This is a genomic window from Allobosea sp. CCNWLY174 (assembly GCF_037120455.1).
In the GTDB taxonomy this organism is placed as follows: domain Bacteria; phylum Pseudomonadota; class Alphaproteobacteria; order Rhizobiales; family Beijerinckiaceae; genus Allobosea; species Allobosea lupini.
Window position 1 is genome coordinate 24,997 of sequence record NZ_JBBBBQ010000017.1, and the last position, 17,392, is coordinate 42,388.

Here is a 17,392-nt window from a genome sequence, read left to right on the forward strand (position 1 = left end):
CTTTCATTCCGGGGCCTCGCAGAGCGAGGAAGCCGGAATGACAGGTGTGGCGCAGTCCTATTTCGGCGCCAGCCGGATTGCGCCGTCCAGGCGGATCGCGGTGCCGTTCAGCATGTCGTTCTCGACGATGCTCTTGACCAGGGCGGCGTATTCCGAGGCCCGGCCGAGGCGCGAGGGGTGCGGCACCGAGACGGCAAGCGAGGCGCGCGCCTCGTCGGGAAGGCCGGCGAACATCGGCGTCTCGAACAGGCCGGGCATGATCGTGACGATGCGGATGCCGACGCCGGCGAGATCGCGCGCGACCGGCAGGGTCAGGCCGACGACGCCGGCCTTGGAGGCGGCATAGGCGGCCTGGCCGATCTGGCCGTCTTCGGCGGCGACGGACGCCGTGCAGACGAAGACGCCGCGGCTGCCATCCTCGGTGATCGGATCGAGCGCCGCGAGCGCCACCGCCGATTTGGCGATCAGGCGAAAGGTGCCGGTCAGATTGATCGCGACCGCCTTCTCGAAGGTGGCGAGGTCGTGGGCGACGAGCTCGCCGGTGTCGCGCTTCTTCGAGACGACGCGGCGACCCGGCGCGATGCCGGCGCAGTTGACGACGATGCGGGCGACGCCATGGGCGGCGCGCGCCTTCTGCAGGGCGGCATCGACCGATTCCTCGCTGGTGACGTCGCAGGCGCAGAACAGGCCGCCGATCTCCCTGGCGACGTCCTCGCCGCGCTCGGCGTTGAGATCGAACAGGGCGACCTTGACGCCATGGCTGGCGAGCATGCGGGCCGTGCCCTCGCCGAGGCCGGAGGCACCGCCGGTGACGATGGCGGCGATGGAGGAGTCGAGCTTCATGGCGTCCCTCGCGTCTTTTGACATTGCTGCATCGGCTTTAGAGGCGCGATGCTCGCCATCCAAGGGGGGTCGGCGTGCGATTCTGAGTCGGTCCCTTGTGCAGCCCTTCATGCGGGGCCACATTTTCGCATCGATGGCGGGCTAGAAATCTGGTGCGCCAAGGGAGAGAGGAATGAGCGACAGCTTCGGCTTCGGCCAGCGTTTCACACCCGACGAGATGGCGTCGATTCGCAAGAGCCTGCGTGACGAGGCGCGCTTCGGGTCCGAATTCATCGGCCGGCTGAAGCGGGTGGCGAAGCGCATCCCCTTTGCCGAGGATCTGCTCGCGGCCTGGGTCTGCACGCGCGATCCTTCGACGCCGCGGCGGGTCAAGCTGACGCTGCTCGCGGCACTCGGCTATTTCGTGCTGCCGCTCGATGCGATCCCCGACGTCATGCCCCTGCTCGGCTTCACCGATGATGCCGCGGTGATCGCGGCGGCGCTCGCTGCCGTCGCGGGCTCGATCACGCAGCAACATCGCGACAAGGCCAAGGAGATGCTGGCCGATCTGTGAGCGTCTTCCAACTCTGTGGTCATCCCGGACAAGCGGCGAAGCCGCGCTGATCCGGGATCCATTCCTGAGCCTTTCCAATAAAGGTTCCGGAATGGGTCCCGGGTCTCCCTGCGGTCGCCCGGGACGACCTAGGAGTTCAGGGAACTAATACCACCTTGCCCTGGACTTTTCGGCCGGCGATCAGCGCCAGCGCTTCCGCCGCCCGCTCGAGCGGATAGGCGGCATGGACATGGGCGCGGATCTGGCCGGCGGCTGCCCAGGCGAGCAGGCGCTCCATATTGGCGCGGTGGCCGGCCGGATCGCGCCGGACGAAGTCGCCCCAGAAGACGCCGCGCAGGTCGCAACCTTTCAGCAGCAGGAGGTTGAGCGGGATCTTCGGGATCTCGCCGCCGGCGAAACCGACGACGAGATAGCGGCCGCCCCAGCCCATCGAGCGCAGGGCCGGCTCCGCCAGTTCGCCGCCGACCGTGTCGTAGAGCGCGTCGAGACCATTGGGAGCAAGGCGCCGCAAGCCAGCCCGAATGTCGTCTGCGGCATAGTCCAGCCCGTCCTGCGCGCCATGCTCACGGGCGAGCGCGAGCTTGTCCGGCGAGGAGGCGCAGGCGATCACGCGCGCGCCGAGCAAGGCGCCGATCTCGACCGCGGCAAGGCCAGCGCCGCCGGCGGCGCCGAGGATGGCGAGTGTCTCGCCTGGCCTGATCTCTCCGCGCTGGATCAGGCCGTGCAGCGCCGTGCCATAGGTGACGAAGAGGCCGGCAGCCTGGTGATCGCTCAGCTTGTCGGGAATCCGGATCGCAGCCTGAGTTGGAACCACGACGGTCTCGCGGGCCGCGCCATAACCGAGCCAGGCGGCGACGCGCTCGCCGACCTGCCAGTCGGAGACCCCTTCGCCGACGGCGCTGACCACGCCGGCGCACTCGGCCGAGGGCGAGAAGGGCAGCGGCGGCTTCACCTGATAGCGGCCCTCGATCACCAGAGTGTCGAAGAAATTGAGCGCGGCGGCCCTGACCCGGATCGCGATCTCGCCGGGGCCCGGCTCCGGTTCGGGCAGGTCGCGGATCACCAGGGTCTCGGCCGGCCCCAGAGCTTCGCACAGCAGCGCCTTCATCGATCCTCCATCCCGTCCGGTCGCTTCTCTCGCATCCGCAGAAGGCTGGCACAGCCCGAAGCCGAACGGAACCGGGCGCGGCTTGCTCTAAACTATTGAAGCAGAAGGCGTCGTCCGATCGGCGAGCCTGCAGCGGACGTTCGCATTTTCGCCAGGATCGTGACATCCTATCCGTCGCGTCGCGTCAATTCGGATCGCCGATCCCGCGCATTGTCCATTCGGCGTTAACGTTTTTGTTGGTTACTGGCGATCCATGATTCGCATTTCGGCTCCTTCTTCCGTCTGCCGCCCGGCTCTGGCCGCTGCCTTGCTCGCCTTGGCGGCTCTGACTCTTGCAAGCGCCCCGGCGCTGGCCCAGCGCGCCGCGAGCAAGCCGGCGCCGGCCAAGACGGCTGCGGCCGGAGGGCAGGGCCAGGCGCTGCTGCTCGAAACCGCCGGCAAATGGCAGGCCTTCTCCTCGCAGCAGGGCCGCTCGAAGATCTGCTACGCTTTGTCCAAGGCCGAAACCCGCATCCCTGCGAATCTTAAGGATGTCGAGGGCCTGCTGTTCATCTCCAGCCGCCCCGGCGAAGGCGTGCGCAACGAGATCAGCCTCGTGATGAATTTCGACCTCAAGGAAGACGTCGAGCATCAGGCGATCATCGGCAGCGAGCGCTTCGCGCTGGTCGCCAAGGGCCAGAATGTCTGGCTGAAGAACCCGGCAGAGGAAGGCCGCATGCTCGATGCGCTGCGCAAGGGCTCGGGGCTCGAGATCAAGGGCACCTCGAAGCGCGGCAACCCGACCAGCGACAAGTATTCGCTCGCCGGCATCTCGCAGATTGTCAAGCGGGCCGAGGACGCCTGCAAGTAGGATCATTTCGCGATCGGCCGCGCTCGTGCTATGAGGCGGCCAATTCCGGGCGGGACACGCCCGCTGCGAGCCGAGTTCCGATGAATCTCTCTGTTGCTGAAGCCGCCCTTCCGGCGGCCGAACCTGTTATGCGGCGGCCTTCTTTGGCTGGGCGCACGCGCGCCGGCCTGGATGCGGCCCTGGCCGAGATCGGCGTTCCCGAGAAGGAGCGGCGCATGCGCGTCGGCCAGCTCTGGAACTGGATCTACCATTACGGCGTCCGCGACTTCGCGGAGATGACGACGATCGGCAAGGGCCTGCGCGCGCAGCTCGCCGAGCGCTTCTCGCTCGACCTGCCGGAGGTCACCGCCGAGCAGATCTCCAGCGACGGCACCCGCAAATGGCTGCTGCGCATGGCGCCGACCGGTCCGCGCGATCGCGGCGCCGAGATCGAGTGCGTCTACATCCCCGAGGTCGACCGCGGCACGCTCTGCGTCTCCAGCCAGGTCGGCTGCACGCTGACCTGCACCTTCTGCCATACCGGCACGCAGCGGCTCGTGCGCAACCTCACCACCGAGGAGATCGTCACGCAGCTGATGGTGGCGCGCGACCGGCTCGGCGATTTCCCCAATCGCAGCGCGCCCGACGGCGCTTTCGTTCCCAATGATGGCGGGCGCTTCGTCTCGAACATCGTCTTCATGGGCATGGGCGAGCCGCTCTACAATTTCGACGGCGTGCGCGATGCGATCGGCGTGATCACCGACGACCAGGGCCTGTCCCTCGGCCGCCGGCGCATCACCGTCTCGACCTCGGGCGTGGTGCCGCAGATCGGTCCGCTCGGCGACGAGATGGGCACGATGCTGGCGATCTCTCTGCATGCGGTGCGCGACGACCTGCGCAACGAGCTGGTGCCGCTCAACAAGAAGTACCCGATCAAGGACCTGCTCGAGGCCTGCCGCAACTATCCCGGCCTGTCGAACGCCAAACGCATCACCTTCGAATACGTCATGCTCAAGGGCGTCAACGACAGCGATGCCGAGGCGCGCGAGCTGGTGCGCCTGCTCAAGGGCATCCCGGCCAAGATCAACCTGATCCCGTTCAACCCCTGGCCCGGCACGCGCTACGAGTGCTCGGACTGGGAGCGGATCGAGCGCTTCTCCGAGATCGTGTTCAAGGCCGGCTATGCCTCGCCGGTCCGCACCCCGCGCGGGCGCGACATCCTCGCCGCCTGCGGCCAGCTCAAGAGCGAGACCGAGAAGCTCTCGGCTCGCGCCCGGCTGATGCTGGAGCAGGGCGAGGTCGACACCGCGACGGCCGTGGCGACCCACTGACATGCTGCGCTGGCTGCTGCTGATCCCGTTCGCGCTGCTCTTCGCGATCGGTTCGGGCCTGGTCGCCCTGCTGATCGCCGGCGTCGCCTCGCCGGATCTCGGCCTGCTGATCGGCGGCGGCTTCGACCGGCTGATCTCGGCGCTGTTCGACCAGGCCGAGCGCGGCTTCGATCCCGGCCCGACGGCGGAGGCGGCGTTTTCCCTGCTCGGCCGGCTCGGCTTCGCCATCCTGGTCCTGCCGGTGGTGCTGGTCGCGATCGCGTCCGAGCTGTTCCGCTTCCGCAGCGGCCTGATCCAGAGCGGGCTCACCGGCCTGCTGGCCGCCCTGCTGCCGCTCGCCATGCTCGGCATGGCCAGGGCGCCGCGCGCCGGCGAGATGCAGGTCGTGGCGGCGCTCTTCCTGGTCGGCGCCGCCACCGGCTTCGTCTACTGGCTGATCGCCGGGCGCGGGGCGGGCGGGGAGAAGCGCGAGCCGCAGCGTCAGGCCTGATCTCGACAAAACCCGTCTGATCTCGCCAAATCCCGCATCATCATCATGATGGGGGATGCCATGCTTCGCTATGCCATGCTCATCAGCCTGTCGTCGCTCGGCCTTATTCACACTGCGGCTGCCCAGCAGCCCGCTTATGCCGGTCGCTGGGCGCATGAAGCCGCCTGGTGTCGCAACAAGCTCGGTACGACCGACGAAATCGCCATGCGCTTCACCGCGCGCCGCGTCGACGGCTATGAGTTCGACTGCAGCTTCGACCGCGTCGGTGGTGGTAATGGCCGCTGGGACATCGCGGCGACCTGCCACGGCGAAGGCATGACCGAGAAGCGCCGTATCAACCTCGCGCGCGACGGCGATGTGTTGGTCTGGTCGGAACGCGGCAAACCTTCGCGGCGTCTGTCGCGCTGTTCCTAAGACTGGTTCTCAATCGCCGATCGCCACGCCCTCACGCCGTCCGTCGGCGCCGCCGAGATAGCCCTCCGGCGTCTTGACGATGGCCTGGATGCCGGAGGTCATCTCGATCAGCCTGACGTCGTGGCCCCTGGCTTCCAGCGCGGCTTTCCAGTTTTCCGCTTCGCTCCCCTTCTCGAGCTCGGTCGGCCCGTTGCGGTTGCCGAAATTGGCGAGATCGACGGCGCGCTGCGGGTCCATCTTCCAGTCGAGCAGGGCGACCAGCGTCTTGGCGACATAGCCGATGATCTGGCTGCCGCCGGGCGAGCCGGTGACGGCATAGAGCCGGCCAAAGGCATCGAAGACGATGGTCGGCGCCATCGAGGAGCGCGGGCGCTTGCCGGGCTCGACCCGGTTGGCGACCGGCTTGCCGTCCTCGGTCGGCGCAAACGAGAAATCGGTCAGCTCGTTGTTGAGCAGGAAGCCGCCCTTCGTCATCAGGCGCGAGCCGAAGCCGTCCTCGATGGTCGTCGTCATCGAGACGGCATTGCCGGCAGCGTCGATCACCGAGATATGGCTGGTGCCGTTCTCGACGCCATCCGAGGGCGCGAACAGGAAAGCGCGCTTGTTCGGCGGGGTGCCGGCGCTGGCCTTGGCCATCGCCTTGTCCGGGCTGATCAGTTTTGCGCGCTCACGGATATACTCCTCGTCGATCAGACCGGAGATGGGCACGCTGACGAAGGCGGGGTCGCCGAGATAGAGCGCCCGGTCGGCGAAGGCGAGCTTCCCGGCTTCGGCGAACCAGTGGGCGGCTTCGGCGCCCGCTCCGGCACGAGCAATGTCCTTGGTCTCGAGCATGCCCAAGATCTGCTGCACGGCGACCGCGCCCGAGCTCGGCGGGCCCATGCCGCAGAGCGTATAGGCGCGATAGCGGCCGCAGACCGGGGCGCGCTCCTCGACCTTGTAGGCGGCAAGGTCGTCCAGCGTGATGTCGCCGGGATTGGTTGCATGGCCGGTCACCGTCGCGACGATGTCCTCTGCAATCGCACCCTCATAGAAGGCGTCGGCACCGCGTCCGGCGATGGCGCGCAGCGTCGTCGCGAAGGCCGGGTTCTTCAGGATCGCGCCGACCGGCTTGGGCTTGCCGTCGGCCTCGTAGAAATAGGCGGCGGCCCGGGCATCCTTGCCGAGATTCGTTTCCTGGGCGAGGAGCCCGTTGAGACGCGGCGAGATGGCAAAGCCCTCCTCGGCCAGTCTGATCGCCGGGGCGAAAACCTCGGCCCAGGGCAATTTGCCCCAGCGCTTATGCGCCTCCTCGAGCAGCCGGACCGTACCGGGCACGCCGACCGAGCGGCCGCCGACCACGGCATCGACGAACTTCATCGGCTTGCCGTCGGCGCCGAGGAAGCGCTCGGGCTTGGCCGCCTTCGGCGCGGTCTCGCGGCCGTCGAGCGTGGTCATCTGCCGGCCGGCCTCGTCCCAATAGACGAAGAAGGCGCCGCCGCCGATGCCGGAACTCTGCGGCTCGACCAGGTTGAGCACGAGCTGGATCGCGATCGCCGCGTCGGTGGCACTGCCGCCGGCCCGCAGCATCTCGCGACCGGCCGCGGCGGCGAGCGGATTGGCGGCAGCGGCCATGTAGCGCTGCGCCGTGCCGAGTGTCTTGGCGGTGCGGCCGGTCGCAGCTTCGGGCGCGGGCGCCATGGTCTGGGCCGGGGCTGCGGTTGCAGCGGCGAGCCAAAGGCCGAGAGCGATGAGCGAGCGGCTACCGAATGCGGACGATGTATGCAGCATGGTCCTGTCCTCTTCGATTGCCGCGCAGACTAGCGCGCTTGCCGGCTTGCGCGCCATGCTTGCGGCGCTGGTTTGCTCTGCCGGGCGGCGCGGCTATGGTCGGCCTCCTGATTTGTTCGCCTACGCCGAAGGGGTTCGTCATGGTGCTCACGCAGTCTCCGGCAATTCGCCGTCCCCTCGTCATGCTGCTGATCGGGCTGTTCGGCCTGGTTCTGGCGGGCTGCGGCTACAACAACGTGCCGACGCTGGAGGAGAAGGCCAAGGCGTCCTGGGGCGAGGTGCAGAACCAGTATCAGCGCCGCGCCGACCTGATCCCGAACCTGGTCGAGACGGTGAAGGGCTATGCCCAGCAGGAGCGGGAGGTCCTGACCCAGGTGATCGAGGCGCGCGCCAAGGCGACGCAGGTCAAGGTCGATGCCTCCACGATCACCGACCCCGCCAAGTTCAAGGAATACCAGGACGCGCAGAACCAGCTCAGCGGTGCGCTCGGGCGCCTGATGGTGACGGTCGAGCGCTATCCCGAACTGAAGTCGAACCAGAACTTCCTGGCCTTGCAGTCGCAGCTCGAAGGCACCGAGAACCGCGTCGCGGTCGCCCGGCGCGACTACATCCAGGCGGTGCAGGCCTTCAATACGGAGATCCGGACCTTCCCGGGGGTGATCTGGGCTCGCCTGTTCTGGGGGGCCAAGCCGATGGAGAGCTTCTCGGCGACGGCAGGAGCCGAACGGCCGCCGGCGGTGAAGTTCTGAGCGTGTGATCCTGCGTGGTCCGGGTCTCTGCAGCCATCGACATGCCGTCATTCTCGGACGGAGCGAAGCGTAGATCCGAGAATCTCGATCAGGAGATGCTCGGGTCAAGCCCGAGCATGACGGCCTTCATCCGGCTCGCTGTCCTGCTCTTCTGCCTCCTTTCCCCCCTCATCGCCATCGCCGCCGAGCCGAACTATCCGGCGCTGACCGGCCGTATCGTCGACAACTCGAGCCTTTTGGATGCCGAGGCCTTCAGCCGGATCGAGCAGAAGCTCCGCGCGCATGAGGAGAAGACCAGCGACCAAGTCGTGGTCGCGACGGTGCCCTCGCTGCAAGGCTACCCCGTAGAGGAGTTCGCCAACGGCCTGTTCCGGGCCTGGAAGCTCGGCGACAAGGCGAAGAACAACGGCGTCCTGCTCATCGTTGCGCCGAACGAGCGGAAGGTGCGCATCGAGGTCGGCTACGGGCTGGAAGGGGCGCTGACCGACGCGCTCTCAAAGGTGATCATCACCACCGCGGTCGCGCCCAAATTCAAGAACGGCGATTTCGCGGGGGGCATCGAGGGCGGCGTCGACGCGATCCTCTCGATCCTGGCGGGCGATGCCGAGGAATGGCAGCGGCGCGCCCAGATCCGCAGCGACGAATCCTCCTGGACCGAGACCGCCGCGGTGATTTTTGTCATGATCATCGTGTTCATCCTGATTGTCAGCTTCATGCGCGAGCTCGGCCGTTCCTCGGGCGGGGCACGCCGGCACCGGACGCGGGACGGACGCTGGATCGTCCTGCCGCCCTCCGGCGGCTCGGGCTGGAGCGGCGGCTCCTCCTCGGGCGGCTGGAGCTCGGGTTGGGGAGGCGGCTCGAGCTCGGGCGGTTTCTCGGGCGGGGGCGGCTCGTCCGGCGGTGGCGGGGCTTCGGGGGACTGGTGAGATGCTGAATTCCGATGATCGCGACGCCATCGCCGAGGCCGTGCGCGAGGCCGAACGGCAGACCTCCGGCGAGATCGTCGTCGTCGTCGACCGCGCCGCCGGCAGCTATGTCGCGGTGCCACTGGTGCTGGCGCTGGCGCTTGCCCTGTTCGTGCCCTGGCCGTTCCTGCTGATCACGAATCTGAGCGCCGCCAGCATCTTCCTGGCCCAGTTGATCGCCGCAGCGCTGCTGCTCGCGACGCTGCTGTGGTATGGCCGCGGCGGGCGCTTCGTCCCCGGTTTCGTCAAGCGCCGGCAGGCGCATGAGACGGCGCTGCGCGAGTTCACGGCTCGGGGGCTGACATTGACGCAGGCGCGCACCGGTGTGCTGCTCTATATCGCCGTGCAGGAGCGCTATGCCGAGGTGGTCGCCGATGCCGGAATCTCGGCCAAGGTCGATGGCGAGGCTTGGCAGAAGATCGTCGAGCCGCTGCTGGCGGCTGCGGCGCAGGATACTTTGCGTGAAGGTCTGATCGCGGCGGTGCGCGATGTCGGCGCCGTACTCGCCGCCCATGCGCCACCGGCCGCCGACGATGTCGACGAGTTGCCGAACAAGGTGGTGATTCTGTAGGACCGCCTACTTCGGCTGCTTACTTGGCCGGACCGCGCGCGGCGCCGAGGATGGCGCTCTGGCGGGCGTAGAGATCGGCCTGGACCAGCACGACGTAAGAATCGGCCTTTGCGGCGGAGCGGACGGTCTCCAGCGGCACGCTCAGGGTCGCAGCCTGACCGTTCCATTCGCCGATCCTGCTGATACCGCGCACGACATTGGCATAAGTCACGGTCTTGCCGGTATTCTCGCCGCGCTCGATCGGCACGGTAGCGGTTCGGCTGACCTGCAGCAGCCAGACGACGGCCGGCTTCTCGCTTGCAAAAGGCGCCTGGCCCAGAGCGACACGCAGCGCGCCATCCGCCTCGGACAGGTCGACCTTGACCGTAAAGCCGCTCTTGCCCTGCTCCTGGACGAGCTTGTCGATGCCGCCTTTGTCGGAGCCGACGATATGGGCAGCGCCGTTGACCACGGCTTGTGGGGTATAGATCTGGCCGTCGCCGCGCGCCTTGGCGTAGAGCTTCTGGCGCTTGCTGAAAACCTCCTGGCCGAGCGTGTCCTTCCAGCCGAGATAGTCCCAATAGGTCACCGGCAGGGTCAGGGTGATCAGCTTGGGGTCCTTGGCGAGCTCGGTGAAGAGCGCGTCCGCCGCGGGGCAGGACGAGCAGCCCTGACTGGTGAAAAGCTCGACCACCGCCTGCGGGCGCACCGCCGGCTGCTGGGCATGCGCCGGGGCACCTGCGAGCAGCAGGAGAGCAGCGGCAGCAGCGATGTTGCTGGTGTGGCGGACCATCATTCGAACTCGACGCCTGTATAGAAGCAGGCGGTTACCAAAAGCGCTACTCTCCACTCAATTGGAAATCACGTTGCCTTGAAAACAGGCTTCTGTGGCGCCTGATCGCGAAAACGTGCCAGAGCCTCGGCGCTGATCAGGTTCGGGCGCCAGCGCCGGTGCATCCACAGCCACTGTTCGGGATGTTCCCGGACCCAGCCATCGACCACGGCGGTCATCATCGCCATGGCGCCGGTGACGTCGATCTCGCCGTTGGCATCGCGCGGCAGGTCCAGCGGCGGCGTCAACTCGATGCGGAAGCGCCGGTTCGGCAGGCGGATGACGCGCACACCATGGACCGGGCATTCGAAGCGGCGAGCGAACTTGCCGAGGATCGGGTTGGTCAGCGCCGGCCGGCCAAGGAAAGGCACCACCACGCCGCGGGTGAAATGCTGGTCGATCAGCATGCCGAGATGGCCGCCATTCTCGAGCACGCCCTGCATGGCGAAGGCGGCGCCCTGCTTGGCGGCGGCGAGCCCGCCCATCGCGCTGGAGCGGATCTCGTGAACGACGGCGGCGATCGCCGGATCGTTCGGCGCGCGGAAGACGGCGGTGGTGTCGAGATCGTAGGTTGCCGCGCAGATCGCCGGCAGTTCCCAGTTGGCAAGATGCGTCGAGAAGATCAGGCCTGGCCTGTCGTCGTCCTTCAGCGCGATGAAATGCTCGATTCCGACGACCTCGATCCGGCCGTTCGGATCGGGATTGTGGTAGTCGTAATCGAACAGCGTCTTGAGATGGGCATATTCGGCGACGGTGCGGCCGAGATTCTCCCAGCCGCCGCGGACGATACGCCGTGCCTCGGCATCGGCGATACCCGGGAAGGCTGCGCGGACATTGGCATAGGCGACGCGGTTGACCGGGATCAGCGGGCTGATGCTGCGCATGAGCCAGCCACCGAGATCTGAGGCGCGCTCCGGTCCAAGCGCGCGCAGGAAGGCGTAGATCGTGCGGATAAGCCCGATCATCAGCGCAGCGCCGATGCGCGTCGCGAATTGCTTCAGCTTCCTCAAAATCCCAGCCCGGTCCGTCGGCGCAGCGTCCGGGCCGGACCTCGCCATTGCGGCGCGACTTGCGGGATTGTGGCCGGCGCGTCAAGTCGCGCCGGCTCAAAGGGGCGCTCAGAGCGTGACGATGACCTTGCCGAAGACCTTGCGGCCTTCGATCCGGGCGAGGCCCTGCTCGAACTCGGCGAGCGGGAAGACCGAATCGATCACCGGCTTCATCCCGCCGGCCATCTTCTCCAGTGACTGCGCGATGTTCTCGATCCGGCAGCCGAAGGAGCCGGTGATGCGGTATTGCTGCTGGAAGAGCTGCATCAGGTTCATCGTCGTCGAGGCGCCGGAGGTCGCGCCGCAGGTGACGAGCCGGCCGCCGCGCTTCAGGCAGAGCAGCGAGCCGTTCCAGGTGTCGGCGCCGACATGCTCGAAGACGACGTCGACGCCCTTGCGCTTGGTCAGGCGCCGGACCTCGCCCTCGAAGCGTTCGGTCTTGTAGTTGACGACGAAATCGGCGCCGAGCGCCTTGGCCTTCTCACCTTTCTCGTCGTCGCCGACGGTGGTGTAGACGGTGCAGCCGATCGCCTTGGCCATCAGGATCGCCGCGGTGCCGATGCCGGACCCGCCGGCATGGACGAGGACGGACTCGCCAGGCTCGAGCCTGGCATTGTCGAACAGCATGTGCTGGACCGTGCCGAAGCCGATCGGGGCGCAGGCGGCCTCCTCGAAGGAGACCCCCTTCGGCGCCTTGATCACCAGCCGCTCTGGGCGGTTGATCAATTCGCGGGCGAAGCCGTCGATGTGGAAGCCCATGATCCCGGCGACGTTCTCGCAGAGATTGTCGCGGCCTTCGCGGCAAGCCTTGCAGTGGCCGCAGGTCTCGGCGCCGTACATCGTCACCGTATCGCCCTCGCGGAAGCGCGAGACGCCCTCGCCGACCGCGACGACCTCGCCGGCCGCCTCGACGCCGGCCGCCTGCGGCATCTTGCGCTTGGCGAAGGCCATGCCGCGGAAGCCCCAGAGGTCGAGATAGTTCAGGCCGACGGCACGTATACGGATCTGGACCTCGCCGGGAGCGGGCGGGGGCGGCGGCTCGATCTGTTCGAGGCGGAGATCGCGGTCGCCATGGAGCTGGAGCGAGAGCATCGGTCTTGTTCTTTCAAAGCTGGTCCGGCCATAGCCGGGAGGCGTGCAGGACCGCGAGGATTTCGACGCGTCCGTCGCGAACGCGATAGGGTAGAATATAGGGCGTTCCGTTCACGACGAGCTCACGGCTCCCGTCGACACGACCCGGCCTTCCCATATGGGGGTGCTCGCCGAGCTGCTTTCCCGCCTGCCTGAGGCGGCGCACGAGAGCCAAAGCGGCTGAGGCGCTGATCGGCGCGACATAGTCCGCGATGTCATCAAGCTCGACCCGGGCGCGGGCCGTCCAGATGACTTTCATCGACCGGCGTTGATCATGGCTTGCAGCTTGGCTTCGATTGCGTCGAGTTCTTCGTCAGTCGCGAATTCGCCTCGGTCGGCTTCGGCGATGCCTTCCTTGATCCGCTGGATCTGCCAAGCATTCAGCTCGACATAGTCCTGGATCGCTTTCGCCACGAGCCAGTTGCGCGAGCGGTCGGTGTCGGCCGCCAACGCATCGAGCTTGGCAAGGGTCTCGTCGTCGAGGCGGATGGTGAAGGCTGCCGTCATGCTGGTTCACTCCGGTTCACAATGAACATAGGCGGTTTACAGCGCAGCGCCAAGCGTCGCGCGTTTACCATGTTTCACGTGAAGCGCTGGAGAGCCCTTTAACGGTGCACACCGAGATGGGCGGTCAGGCCGCCATCGATCGGCAGGACCGTGCCGGTGATGTAGGCGGCCGGCGGGCTCAGCAGGAAGGCGGCGAGGCCGGCGACCTCCTGCGGTCTGGCAAAGCGGCCGGCCGGGATCTGGCTTTCCATCTTGTCGCGATAGGCGGCATAGGGCGCCATCATGTCGGTATCGACGAAGCCCGGCGCGATCACATTGACGGTGACGCCGCGCTTGCCGGTCTCGACCGCGAGCGTCTTGGCATAGGAGATCAGCGCGCCCTTGGATGCCGCATAGGCGGCATTGCCGGGATTGCCGCGCAGCGCCGCGACCGAGCCGATCGCGACGATGCGGCCTTCCTTGGCGCGGATCATCCCGCGCATCAGGCTCTTGGCGAGGCGGGTGAAGGCCCAGAAGTTGACCTGCATCGCCGCTTCGGCCTTGTCCTGCACCAGCATGGCGGCGAGCGTGTCATAGGGCTGGCCGGCATTGTGGACGAGGCCGAACCAGGTCTCGCCTTCGCATTGCTCGCAGAAGGCGTCGAGCGCGGCCTTGTCGGAGAGATCGAGCGGCAAAGCGCGCACCGAGCGACCAGGCACGGCTTCGGCGATCTCCGCAGCGAGGGCCTGCGCCTGATCGCCCGAAGAACGGTAGGTGAAATCGACATCGTGGCCATCGGCCACGAGAGCCCGCACGATCGCGGCGCCGACGCCCTTGGCGCCGCCGGTGACGAGAACCCTGGTCATGCTGCGTTCGGCCCCGCCGTCAGGACGAGGCAGGTGTTCTGGCCGCCGAAGCCGAAGGAGTTCGACAGCACGGTGCGGACCTTGGCGTCGCGGGCCTCATTCGGGATGACGTCGAGCGCAATCGCCGGATCGGGCGTGTTGTAATTGATCGTCGGCGGTATCCGGCCATTGGCGATGGTCAATAGCGAGATCACCGCCTCGACCGCGCCGGCTGCCGTCAGCGTATGGCCGAGCATCGACTTGTTCGAGGAGATCGGGAGCCTCGCCATGCGCTCGCCGAAGACGGCCGAGCAGCTCATCGCCTCCATCTTGTCGTTCTCCGGCGTCGAGGTGCCGTGCGCGTTGATGTAGTCGACGTCGTCGGGGGTGAGTCCGGCGTCGGCCAGGGCGTCCTGCATGGCGAGAATCGCCGGCTTGCCGTCCGGGCTCGAGCGGGTGCGGTGGAAGCCGTCGCCGCGCTCGCCGCAGCCGGCGACGATGCCGAGAATGGTGGCGCCCCGCGCCAGGGCGTGGTCGTAGTCCTCCAGCACCAGCGCACCGGCGCCCTCGCCCATGACGAAGCCGTCGCGGTTCTTCGAGAACGGCTTGGCGGAGGCCTCCGGCGGATCGTTCTGGGTCGAGAGGGCCGAGAGCAGCGAGAATCGGATCAACGCCTCGGCATGGACCGAGCCGTCGGTGCCGATGCAGAGCGCGGCCTCTGTCTCGCCTCTACGGATCGCCTCGACGCCCATCTGGATCGCTGTCGCGCCCGAGGAGCAGGCGGTCGAGAGCGAGATCGGCGAGCCCTTGGTGCCGAACTTCTCCGCGATGTGCTCGGCGACGCCGCCGAACAGGAAGAGCTCGTGCATCGCCTTGTGCTTGTGGCGGGCGGCGACGCGCAGCAGCGCATCGTAGTCGGTATCGCCATCCACCGCCTGCGCCAGTTCCTGCTTTTGCGGCCATTCCATCTCGACCGGCGGCACCGCCATGAAGAGCTCACCCGGGAAATCGCCGGCTTCGCCGAGACCACTCTGCGCGACCGCTTCCTCAGCGGCGAGCGTGGCGAGCTTCTCTGAGAGCTCCGGGGCCGCAAAAGAACCGTCGAACAGGAAGTCGACGGTTGCGGCGATGGTGGTGCGCAAGCCCTCGGTCGGGAAGCGCTCGATGCGGTGGATGCCGGAGCGGCCCGCGGTCAGGGCCTCCCAGTTGGCGTCCTTGCCCTGGCCGAGGGAGGTGACGATACCGAGGCCGGTGACGGCGACGATCGGCCGGCCCTGGCTGTCGCGATGGTTTGCACCCATGACGCCTCTCCTCACGCCTTGACCAGACGGGCAGCGCCCTCGCCGCGCCAATGGGCGGCGCCGGTGACGATGGCCTCGTTTGCCGCGCCGGTCGAGAGCGCGGCTGCGGCGAGCGCGACCGAGACCGGGAAGGCGGCTTCGACGGAATGGCCGACGAGGTCGCCGGTGGCGATGCGGCGCGCGCCTGGCGCGGCCTTGGCAATGGCGGCGGCTTCTTCGTCGGTGATTTCGGCGCAGCCGGTCGCAGCCGATATCGCCAGCGCGTCGGCGGCGATCGGGCCGAAGCCGGAGAGAAGTTCGTCGAGTGCCTTGGCGACCGAGCCGGGCTGGCGGCGGCTGCGATGAGCGCCGGCATGGCTGAGGCGCGCATGCGCCCTGGCGCTGCGCGCCGCGGCGCGCTCGGCCGCTTCGAGCACGAGGAAGGCGCCGGCGCTCCCGGTGATCATGCCGGGCGCCTCGCTGCGAGCGAAGACCGGTGCGAAATCGGCAGAGCGCAGGAAGCCGCCGAGCTCGAACAGCAGCAGCATGTCGCGGCGCTCGGCATTGTAGGCGCCGCCGACGAGGATGATGTCTGCCTGGCCGGCCGCGATCCGGGCCTGAGCGGTGCGGATCGCGTCGACGCCGGCCTGCTCCTCGCCCATCAGCGTGCGCGAGGCGCCGGTGATGCCGTGGACGATGCCGATATTGCCGGCGAGCAGGTTGGATAGCTGAGCCAGGAACAGCGTCGGCCTGAGATCACCCATCAGCCGCTCGTTGAGGAAGGCGCCGGGCTGGTTGGCGTTGCGCAGGCCGGCCAGGATGGCGGCATCGACCGCGTGGTCGCGCTCGCCGCCGCCGGCGGCGACGATGACCTGGAGCTGGCTCTTGGCCTCGGTGTCGTCCTTTAGCCCGGCATCGTCGAGGGCGAGGCCGGCGGCATACACGCCGAGCCGCTGCCAGGGCTCCATCTGGCGCTGGTCGGACTTCTTCGGGATCTGCTTGTCGAGCTCGAGTGGCTTCAGCGGATGCAGCGGGTAGGGCGCGAAGCTCTGGGTATCGACGACGGGGGCCGTATCGGACGCGAGCGCCAGCGCGTGCGCCTCGACGCCCTCGCCGAGGCTGGAGGCAAGGCCGATGCCGGTGATGACGACGTCGCGGGCCATGTCAGGCTGCCTCCGGGGAGAGGCCGATGGCGGCGATGCGGCTCTGCATCAGCGTGCGCATATCGGCGGGGAAAGGCATCAGGCGAAAGCGCAGCTCGGCATCGCAGATCGGCTTGCCGGCGATGGCGATCTTCGCCTTGGTCGCTGCGTAACCGGAGCCCTCGTGGACGAGTTCGGCGCTGACCTCGAGCACCGCATTCGGTTCGACGAACGTGCGGAAGCGCGCCTTGTCGACCATCATCAGGAACGGCATCTGCGTCAGGCCGTTGAGCCCGAGCAGAAGATAACCGGAGGCTTGCGCCATGGTTTCGGTCAGCAGGACGCCGGGAACGAGCGGGTGGCCGGGAAAATGGCCTTCGAAGACCGGGCTTGTCGCCGGAACGGTCGAGCGGGTCAGGATCCGCTTGGCCGCCGGATCGAAGCTCTCGACCTTGTCGATCATGTCGAAATATTCGAGGCGCATGCGGTTCCAACCCGTCTCGCCGCGATCGGGGTCGTGCCCCGCTTGCGGCGTCTCAACGTCCAGCGTCGGCCCCGACGGGCCGAGATGCGCTCAGGCGGCCAATTTACTCAGGCAGCCTTGGCGGCGACGAGGTCGTCGATGCGCTTGCACAGGTTCTCGAGCACGAAATACTGCTCGGCCGGCGCTTTGCCCTCGTTGACTTCCTGGGTCCACTGCTCCAGCGGCAGCTTGATGCCGAAGGCCTTGTCGATCGCAAAGGCGATGTCGAGGAAGGCGAGGGAGTCGATGCCGAGATCGTCGATCGCGTGGCTCTGGGGCGTGATCTTCTCGCGGGGAATGTCGCAAGTTTCCGAAATGATGCCGGCGACCGTCTCGAACGTGGCGGACATGCGGGTGCTCCCGTCTTGGATGATGATGGCGGACGGCGTCCGGGCGCGTTCGCCCCGCGCCTGCCCCAAGCCCCCCGCCGAGGATGACTGTGACCGCCCCCTTACACCTGCGTGCAGGATAGGACAACCGTCACGACCAAAAGAGAGACGCC

Annotated in this window: 21 protein-coding genes; 8 read left to right on the forward strand and 13 right to left on the reverse strand. The window is 67.5% G+C overall.

The window, feature by feature from the left end:
• Window positions 1–57: 57 nt before the first annotated feature.
• Window positions 58–843 carry an SDR family NAD(P)-dependent oxidoreductase gene (locus V7S63_RS27875; protein ID WP_336532717.1) on the reverse strand — a complete coding sequence of 262 codons (786 nt, stop codon included), beginning with the start codon at window positions 841–843 and terminating at the stop codon, window positions 58–60.
• A 172-nt stretch (window positions 844–1,015) separates the two neighbouring features.
• On the opposite strand from V7S63_RS27875, the gene V7S63_RS27880 reads away from it, so the two are divergent.
• Entirely contained in the window at window positions 1,016–1,396 is a 381-nt protein-coding gene (locus V7S63_RS27880) for a YkvA family protein (protein ID WP_091843062.1), read from the forward strand.
• Window positions 1,397–1,532: 136 nt separating this feature from the next.
• Here the strand turns inward: V7S63_RS27880 and V7S63_RS27885 are convergent, their stop codons facing one another.
• The gene (locus V7S63_RS27885; RefSeq protein WP_336532718.1) at window positions 1,533–2,504 is read right to left on the reverse strand and encodes an NADPH:quinone oxidoreductase family protein; all 972 of its coding nucleotides are present in this window, start codon (window positions 2,502–2,504) and stop codon (window positions 1,533–1,535) included.
• 307 nt (window positions 2,505–2,811) lie between these two features.
• Here V7S63_RS27885 and V7S63_RS27890 point away from each other — a divergent pair, with 307 nt between their 5' ends.
• From V7S63_RS27890 to V7S63_RS27905, 4 genes are all read left to right on the forward strand, one after another.
• Entirely contained in the window at window positions 2,812–3,354 is a 543-nt protein-coding gene (locus V7S63_RS27890) for a hypothetical protein (protein WP_336532719.1), read from the forward strand.
• 80 nt (window positions 3,355–3,434) lie between these two features.
• On the forward strand, window positions 3,435–4,664 hold the full coding sequence (gene rlmN, locus V7S63_RS27895) for a dual-specificity RNA methyltransferase RlmN (protein WP_091843072.1): 1,230 nt from the start codon (window positions 3,435–3,437) through the stop codon (window positions 4,662–4,664).
• Window position 4,665: 1 nt separating this feature from the next.
• The gene (locus tag V7S63_RS27900; RefSeq protein ID WP_336532720.1) at window positions 4,666–5,154 is read left to right on the forward strand and encodes a hypothetical protein; all 489 of its coding nucleotides are present in this window, start codon (window positions 4,666–4,668) and stop codon (window positions 5,152–5,154) included.
• Window positions 5,155–5,214: 60 nt separating this feature from the next.
• Window positions 5,215–5,568: a hypothetical protein gene (locus tag V7S63_RS27905; RefSeq protein WP_336532721.1), complete on the forward strand. Its 354-nt coding sequence runs from the start codon at window positions 5,215–5,217 to the stop codon at window positions 5,566–5,568.
• Window positions 5,569–5,577: 9 nt separating this feature from the next.
• On the opposite strand, the gene ggt is transcribed toward V7S63_RS27905, so the two are convergent.
• Entirely contained in the window at window positions 5,578–7,338 is a 1,761-nt protein-coding gene (ggt, locus tag V7S63_RS27910; RefSeq protein ID WP_336532722.1) for a gamma-glutamyltransferase, read from the reverse strand.
• Between the two features lie 182 nt (window positions 7,339–7,520).
• Between ggt and V7S63_RS27915 the strand changes: the two genes are divergently transcribed.
• The 3 genes from V7S63_RS27915 (at window position 7,521) to V7S63_RS27925 (ending at window position 9,623) form a co-directional block, all read left to right on the forward strand.
• The gene (locus tag V7S63_RS27915; protein WP_244544077.1) at window positions 7,521–8,087 is read left to right on the forward strand and encodes a LemA family protein; all 567 of its coding nucleotides are present in this window, start codon (window positions 7,521–7,523) and stop codon (window positions 8,085–8,087) included.
• A 116-nt stretch (window positions 8,088–8,203) separates the two neighbouring features.
• Window positions 8,204–9,013 (forward strand): TPM domain-containing protein, encoded by an 810-nt coding sequence (locus tag V7S63_RS27920; RefSeq protein ID WP_336532723.1) that lies wholly within the window; start codon window positions 8,204–8,206, stop codon window positions 9,011–9,013.
• A gap of 1 nt (window position 9,014) precedes the next feature.
• Window positions 9,015–9,623, forward strand: coding sequence for a TPM domain-containing protein (locus V7S63_RS27925; protein WP_336532724.1), 609 nt, complete (start codon window positions 9,015–9,017; stop codon window positions 9,621–9,623).
• A 19-nt stretch (window positions 9,624–9,642) separates the two neighbouring features.
• Here the strand turns inward: V7S63_RS27925 and V7S63_RS27930 are convergent, their stop codons facing one another.
• From V7S63_RS27930 to V7S63_RS27975, 10 genes are all read right to left on the reverse strand, one after another.
• Window positions 9,643–10,398, reverse strand: coding sequence for a DUF1223 domain-containing protein (locus tag V7S63_RS27930; RefSeq protein ID WP_336532725.1), 756 nt, complete (start codon window positions 10,396–10,398; stop codon window positions 9,643–9,645).
• A 65-nt stretch (window positions 10,399–10,463) separates the two neighbouring features.
• Entirely contained in the window at window positions 10,464–11,492 is a 1,029-nt protein-coding gene (locus V7S63_RS27935) for a lipid A biosynthesis lauroyl acyltransferase (RefSeq protein WP_442896532.1), read from the reverse strand.
• Window positions 11,493–11,552: 60 nt separating this feature from the next.
• Window positions 11,553–12,575: a zinc-binding dehydrogenase gene (locus tag V7S63_RS27940; RefSeq protein WP_336532726.1), complete on the reverse strand. Its 1,023-nt coding sequence runs from the start codon at window positions 12,573–12,575 to the stop codon at window positions 11,553–11,555.
• A gap of 13 nt (window positions 12,576–12,588) precedes the next feature.
• Complete coding sequence (locus V7S63_RS27945; protein WP_336532727.1) at window positions 12,589–12,873, reverse strand: type II toxin-antitoxin system RelE/ParE family toxin; 285 nt, start codon at window positions 12,871–12,873, stop codon at window positions 12,589–12,591.
• Window positions 12,870–13,121 (reverse strand): CopG family ribbon-helix-helix protein, encoded by a 252-nt coding sequence (locus V7S63_RS27950; protein WP_091843096.1) that lies wholly within the window; start codon window positions 13,119–13,121, stop codon window positions 12,870–12,872. The genes V7S63_RS27945 and V7S63_RS27950 overlap by 4 nt, the downstream gene beginning before the upstream one ends.
• A gap of 98 nt (window positions 13,122–13,219) precedes the next feature.
• Window positions 13,220–13,966: an SDR family NAD(P)-dependent oxidoreductase gene (locus tag V7S63_RS27955; protein ID WP_336532728.1), complete on the reverse strand. Its 747-nt coding sequence runs from the start codon at window positions 13,964–13,966 to the stop codon at window positions 13,220–13,222.
• Window positions 13,963–15,246 carry a beta-ketoacyl-ACP synthase gene (locus V7S63_RS27960; protein ID WP_336532729.1) on the reverse strand — a complete coding sequence of 428 codons (1,284 nt, stop codon included), beginning with the start codon at window positions 15,244–15,246 and terminating at the stop codon, window positions 13,963–13,965. The genes V7S63_RS27955 and V7S63_RS27960 overlap by 4 nt, the downstream gene beginning before the upstream one ends.
• Window positions 15,247–15,257: 11 nt before the next feature.
• On the reverse strand, window positions 15,258–16,388 hold the full coding sequence (locus V7S63_RS27965; protein WP_336532730.1) for a beta-ketoacyl-ACP synthase: 1,131 nt from the start codon (window positions 16,386–16,388) through the stop codon (window positions 15,258–15,260).
• Between the two features lies 1 nt (window position 16,389).
• The gene (locus V7S63_RS27970; protein WP_336532731.1) at window positions 16,390–16,851 is read right to left on the reverse strand and encodes a 3-hydroxyacyl-ACP dehydratase FabZ family protein; all 462 of its coding nucleotides are present in this window, start codon (window positions 16,849–16,851) and stop codon (window positions 16,390–16,392) included.
• A gap of 107 nt (window positions 16,852–16,958) precedes the next feature.
• Window positions 16,959–17,240, reverse strand: a complete 282-nt coding sequence (locus V7S63_RS27975; protein WP_066473700.1) for an acyl carrier protein — start codon at window positions 17,238–17,240, stop codon at window positions 16,959–16,961.
• Between the last annotated feature and the right edge of the window lie 152 nt (window positions 17,241–17,392).

Excerpts from the sequence above, each read along its gene's own strand:
- V7S63_RS27875 (WP_336532717.1), bottom strand. The coding sequence starts at position 843 with ATGAAGCTCGACTCCTCCATCGCCGCCATCGTCACCGGCGGTGCCTCC.
- V7S63_RS27880 (WP_091843062.1), top strand. The coding sequence starts at position 1,016 with ATGAGCGACAGCTTCGGCTTCGGCCAGCGTTTCACACCCGACGAGATG.
- V7S63_RS27885 (WP_336532718.1), bottom strand. The coding sequence starts at position 2,504 with ATGAAGGCGCTGCTGTGCGAAGCTCTGGGGCCGGCCGAGACCCTGGTG.
- rlmN (WP_091843072.1), top strand. The coding sequence starts at position 3,435 with ATGAATCTCTCTGTTGCTGAAGCCGCCCTTCCGGCGGCCGAACCTGTT.
- V7S63_RS27900 (WP_336532720.1), top strand. The coding sequence starts at position 4,666 with ATGCTGCGCTGGCTGCTGCTGATCCCGTTCGCGCTGCTCTTCGCGATC.
- V7S63_RS27905 (WP_336532721.1), top strand. The coding sequence starts at position 5,215 with ATGCTTCGCTATGCCATGCTCATCAGCCTGTCGTCGCTCGGCCTTATT.
- ggt (WP_336532722.1), bottom strand. The coding sequence starts at position 7,338 with ATGCTGCATACATCGTCCGCATTCGGTAGCCGCTCGCTCATCGCTCTC.
- V7S63_RS27915 (WP_244544077.1), top strand. The coding sequence starts at position 7,521 with ATGCTGCTGATCGGGCTGTTCGGCCTGGTTCTGGCGGGCTGCGGCTAC.
- V7S63_RS27920 (WP_336532723.1), top strand. The coding sequence starts at position 8,204 with ATGACGGCCTTCATCCGGCTCGCTGTCCTGCTCTTCTGCCTCCTTTCC.
- V7S63_RS27925 (WP_336532724.1), top strand. The coding sequence starts at position 9,015 with ATGCTGAATTCCGATGATCGCGACGCCATCGCCGAGGCCGTGCGCGAG.
- V7S63_RS27930 (WP_336532725.1), bottom strand. The coding sequence starts at position 10,398 with ATGATGGTCCGCCACACCAGCAACATCGCTGCTGCCGCTGCTCTCCTG.
- V7S63_RS27935 (WP_442896532.1), bottom strand. The coding sequence starts at position 11,492 with ATGGCGAGGTCCGGCCCGGACGCTGCGCCGACGGACCGGGCTGGGATT.
- V7S63_RS27940 (WP_336532726.1), bottom strand. The coding sequence starts at position 12,575 with ATGCTCTCGCTCCAGCTCCATGGCGACCGCGATCTCCGCCTCGAACAG.
- V7S63_RS27945 (WP_336532727.1), bottom strand. The coding sequence starts at position 12,873 with ATGAAAGTCATCTGGACGGCCCGCGCCCGGGTCGAGCTTGATGACATC.
- V7S63_RS27950 (WP_091843096.1), bottom strand. The coding sequence starts at position 13,121 with ATGACGGCAGCCTTCACCATCCGCCTCGACGACGAGACCCTTGCCAAG.
- V7S63_RS27955 (WP_336532728.1), bottom strand. The coding sequence starts at position 13,966 with ATGACCAGGGTTCTCGTCACCGGCGGCGCCAAGGGCGTCGGCGCCGCG.
- V7S63_RS27960 (WP_336532729.1), bottom strand. The coding sequence starts at position 15,246 with ATGGGTGCAAACCATCGCGACAGCCAGGGCCGGCCGATCGTCGCCGTC.
- V7S63_RS27965 (WP_336532730.1), bottom strand. The coding sequence starts at position 16,388 with ATGGCCCGCGACGTCGTCATCACCGGCATCGGCCTTGCCTCCAGCCTC.
- V7S63_RS27970 (WP_336532731.1), bottom strand. The coding sequence starts at position 16,851 with ATGCGCCTCGAATATTTCGACATGATCGACAAGGTCGAGAGCTTCGAT.
- V7S63_RS27975 (WP_066473700.1), bottom strand. The coding sequence starts at position 17,240 with ATGTCCGCCACGTTCGAGACGGTCGCCGGCATCATTTCGGAAACTTGC.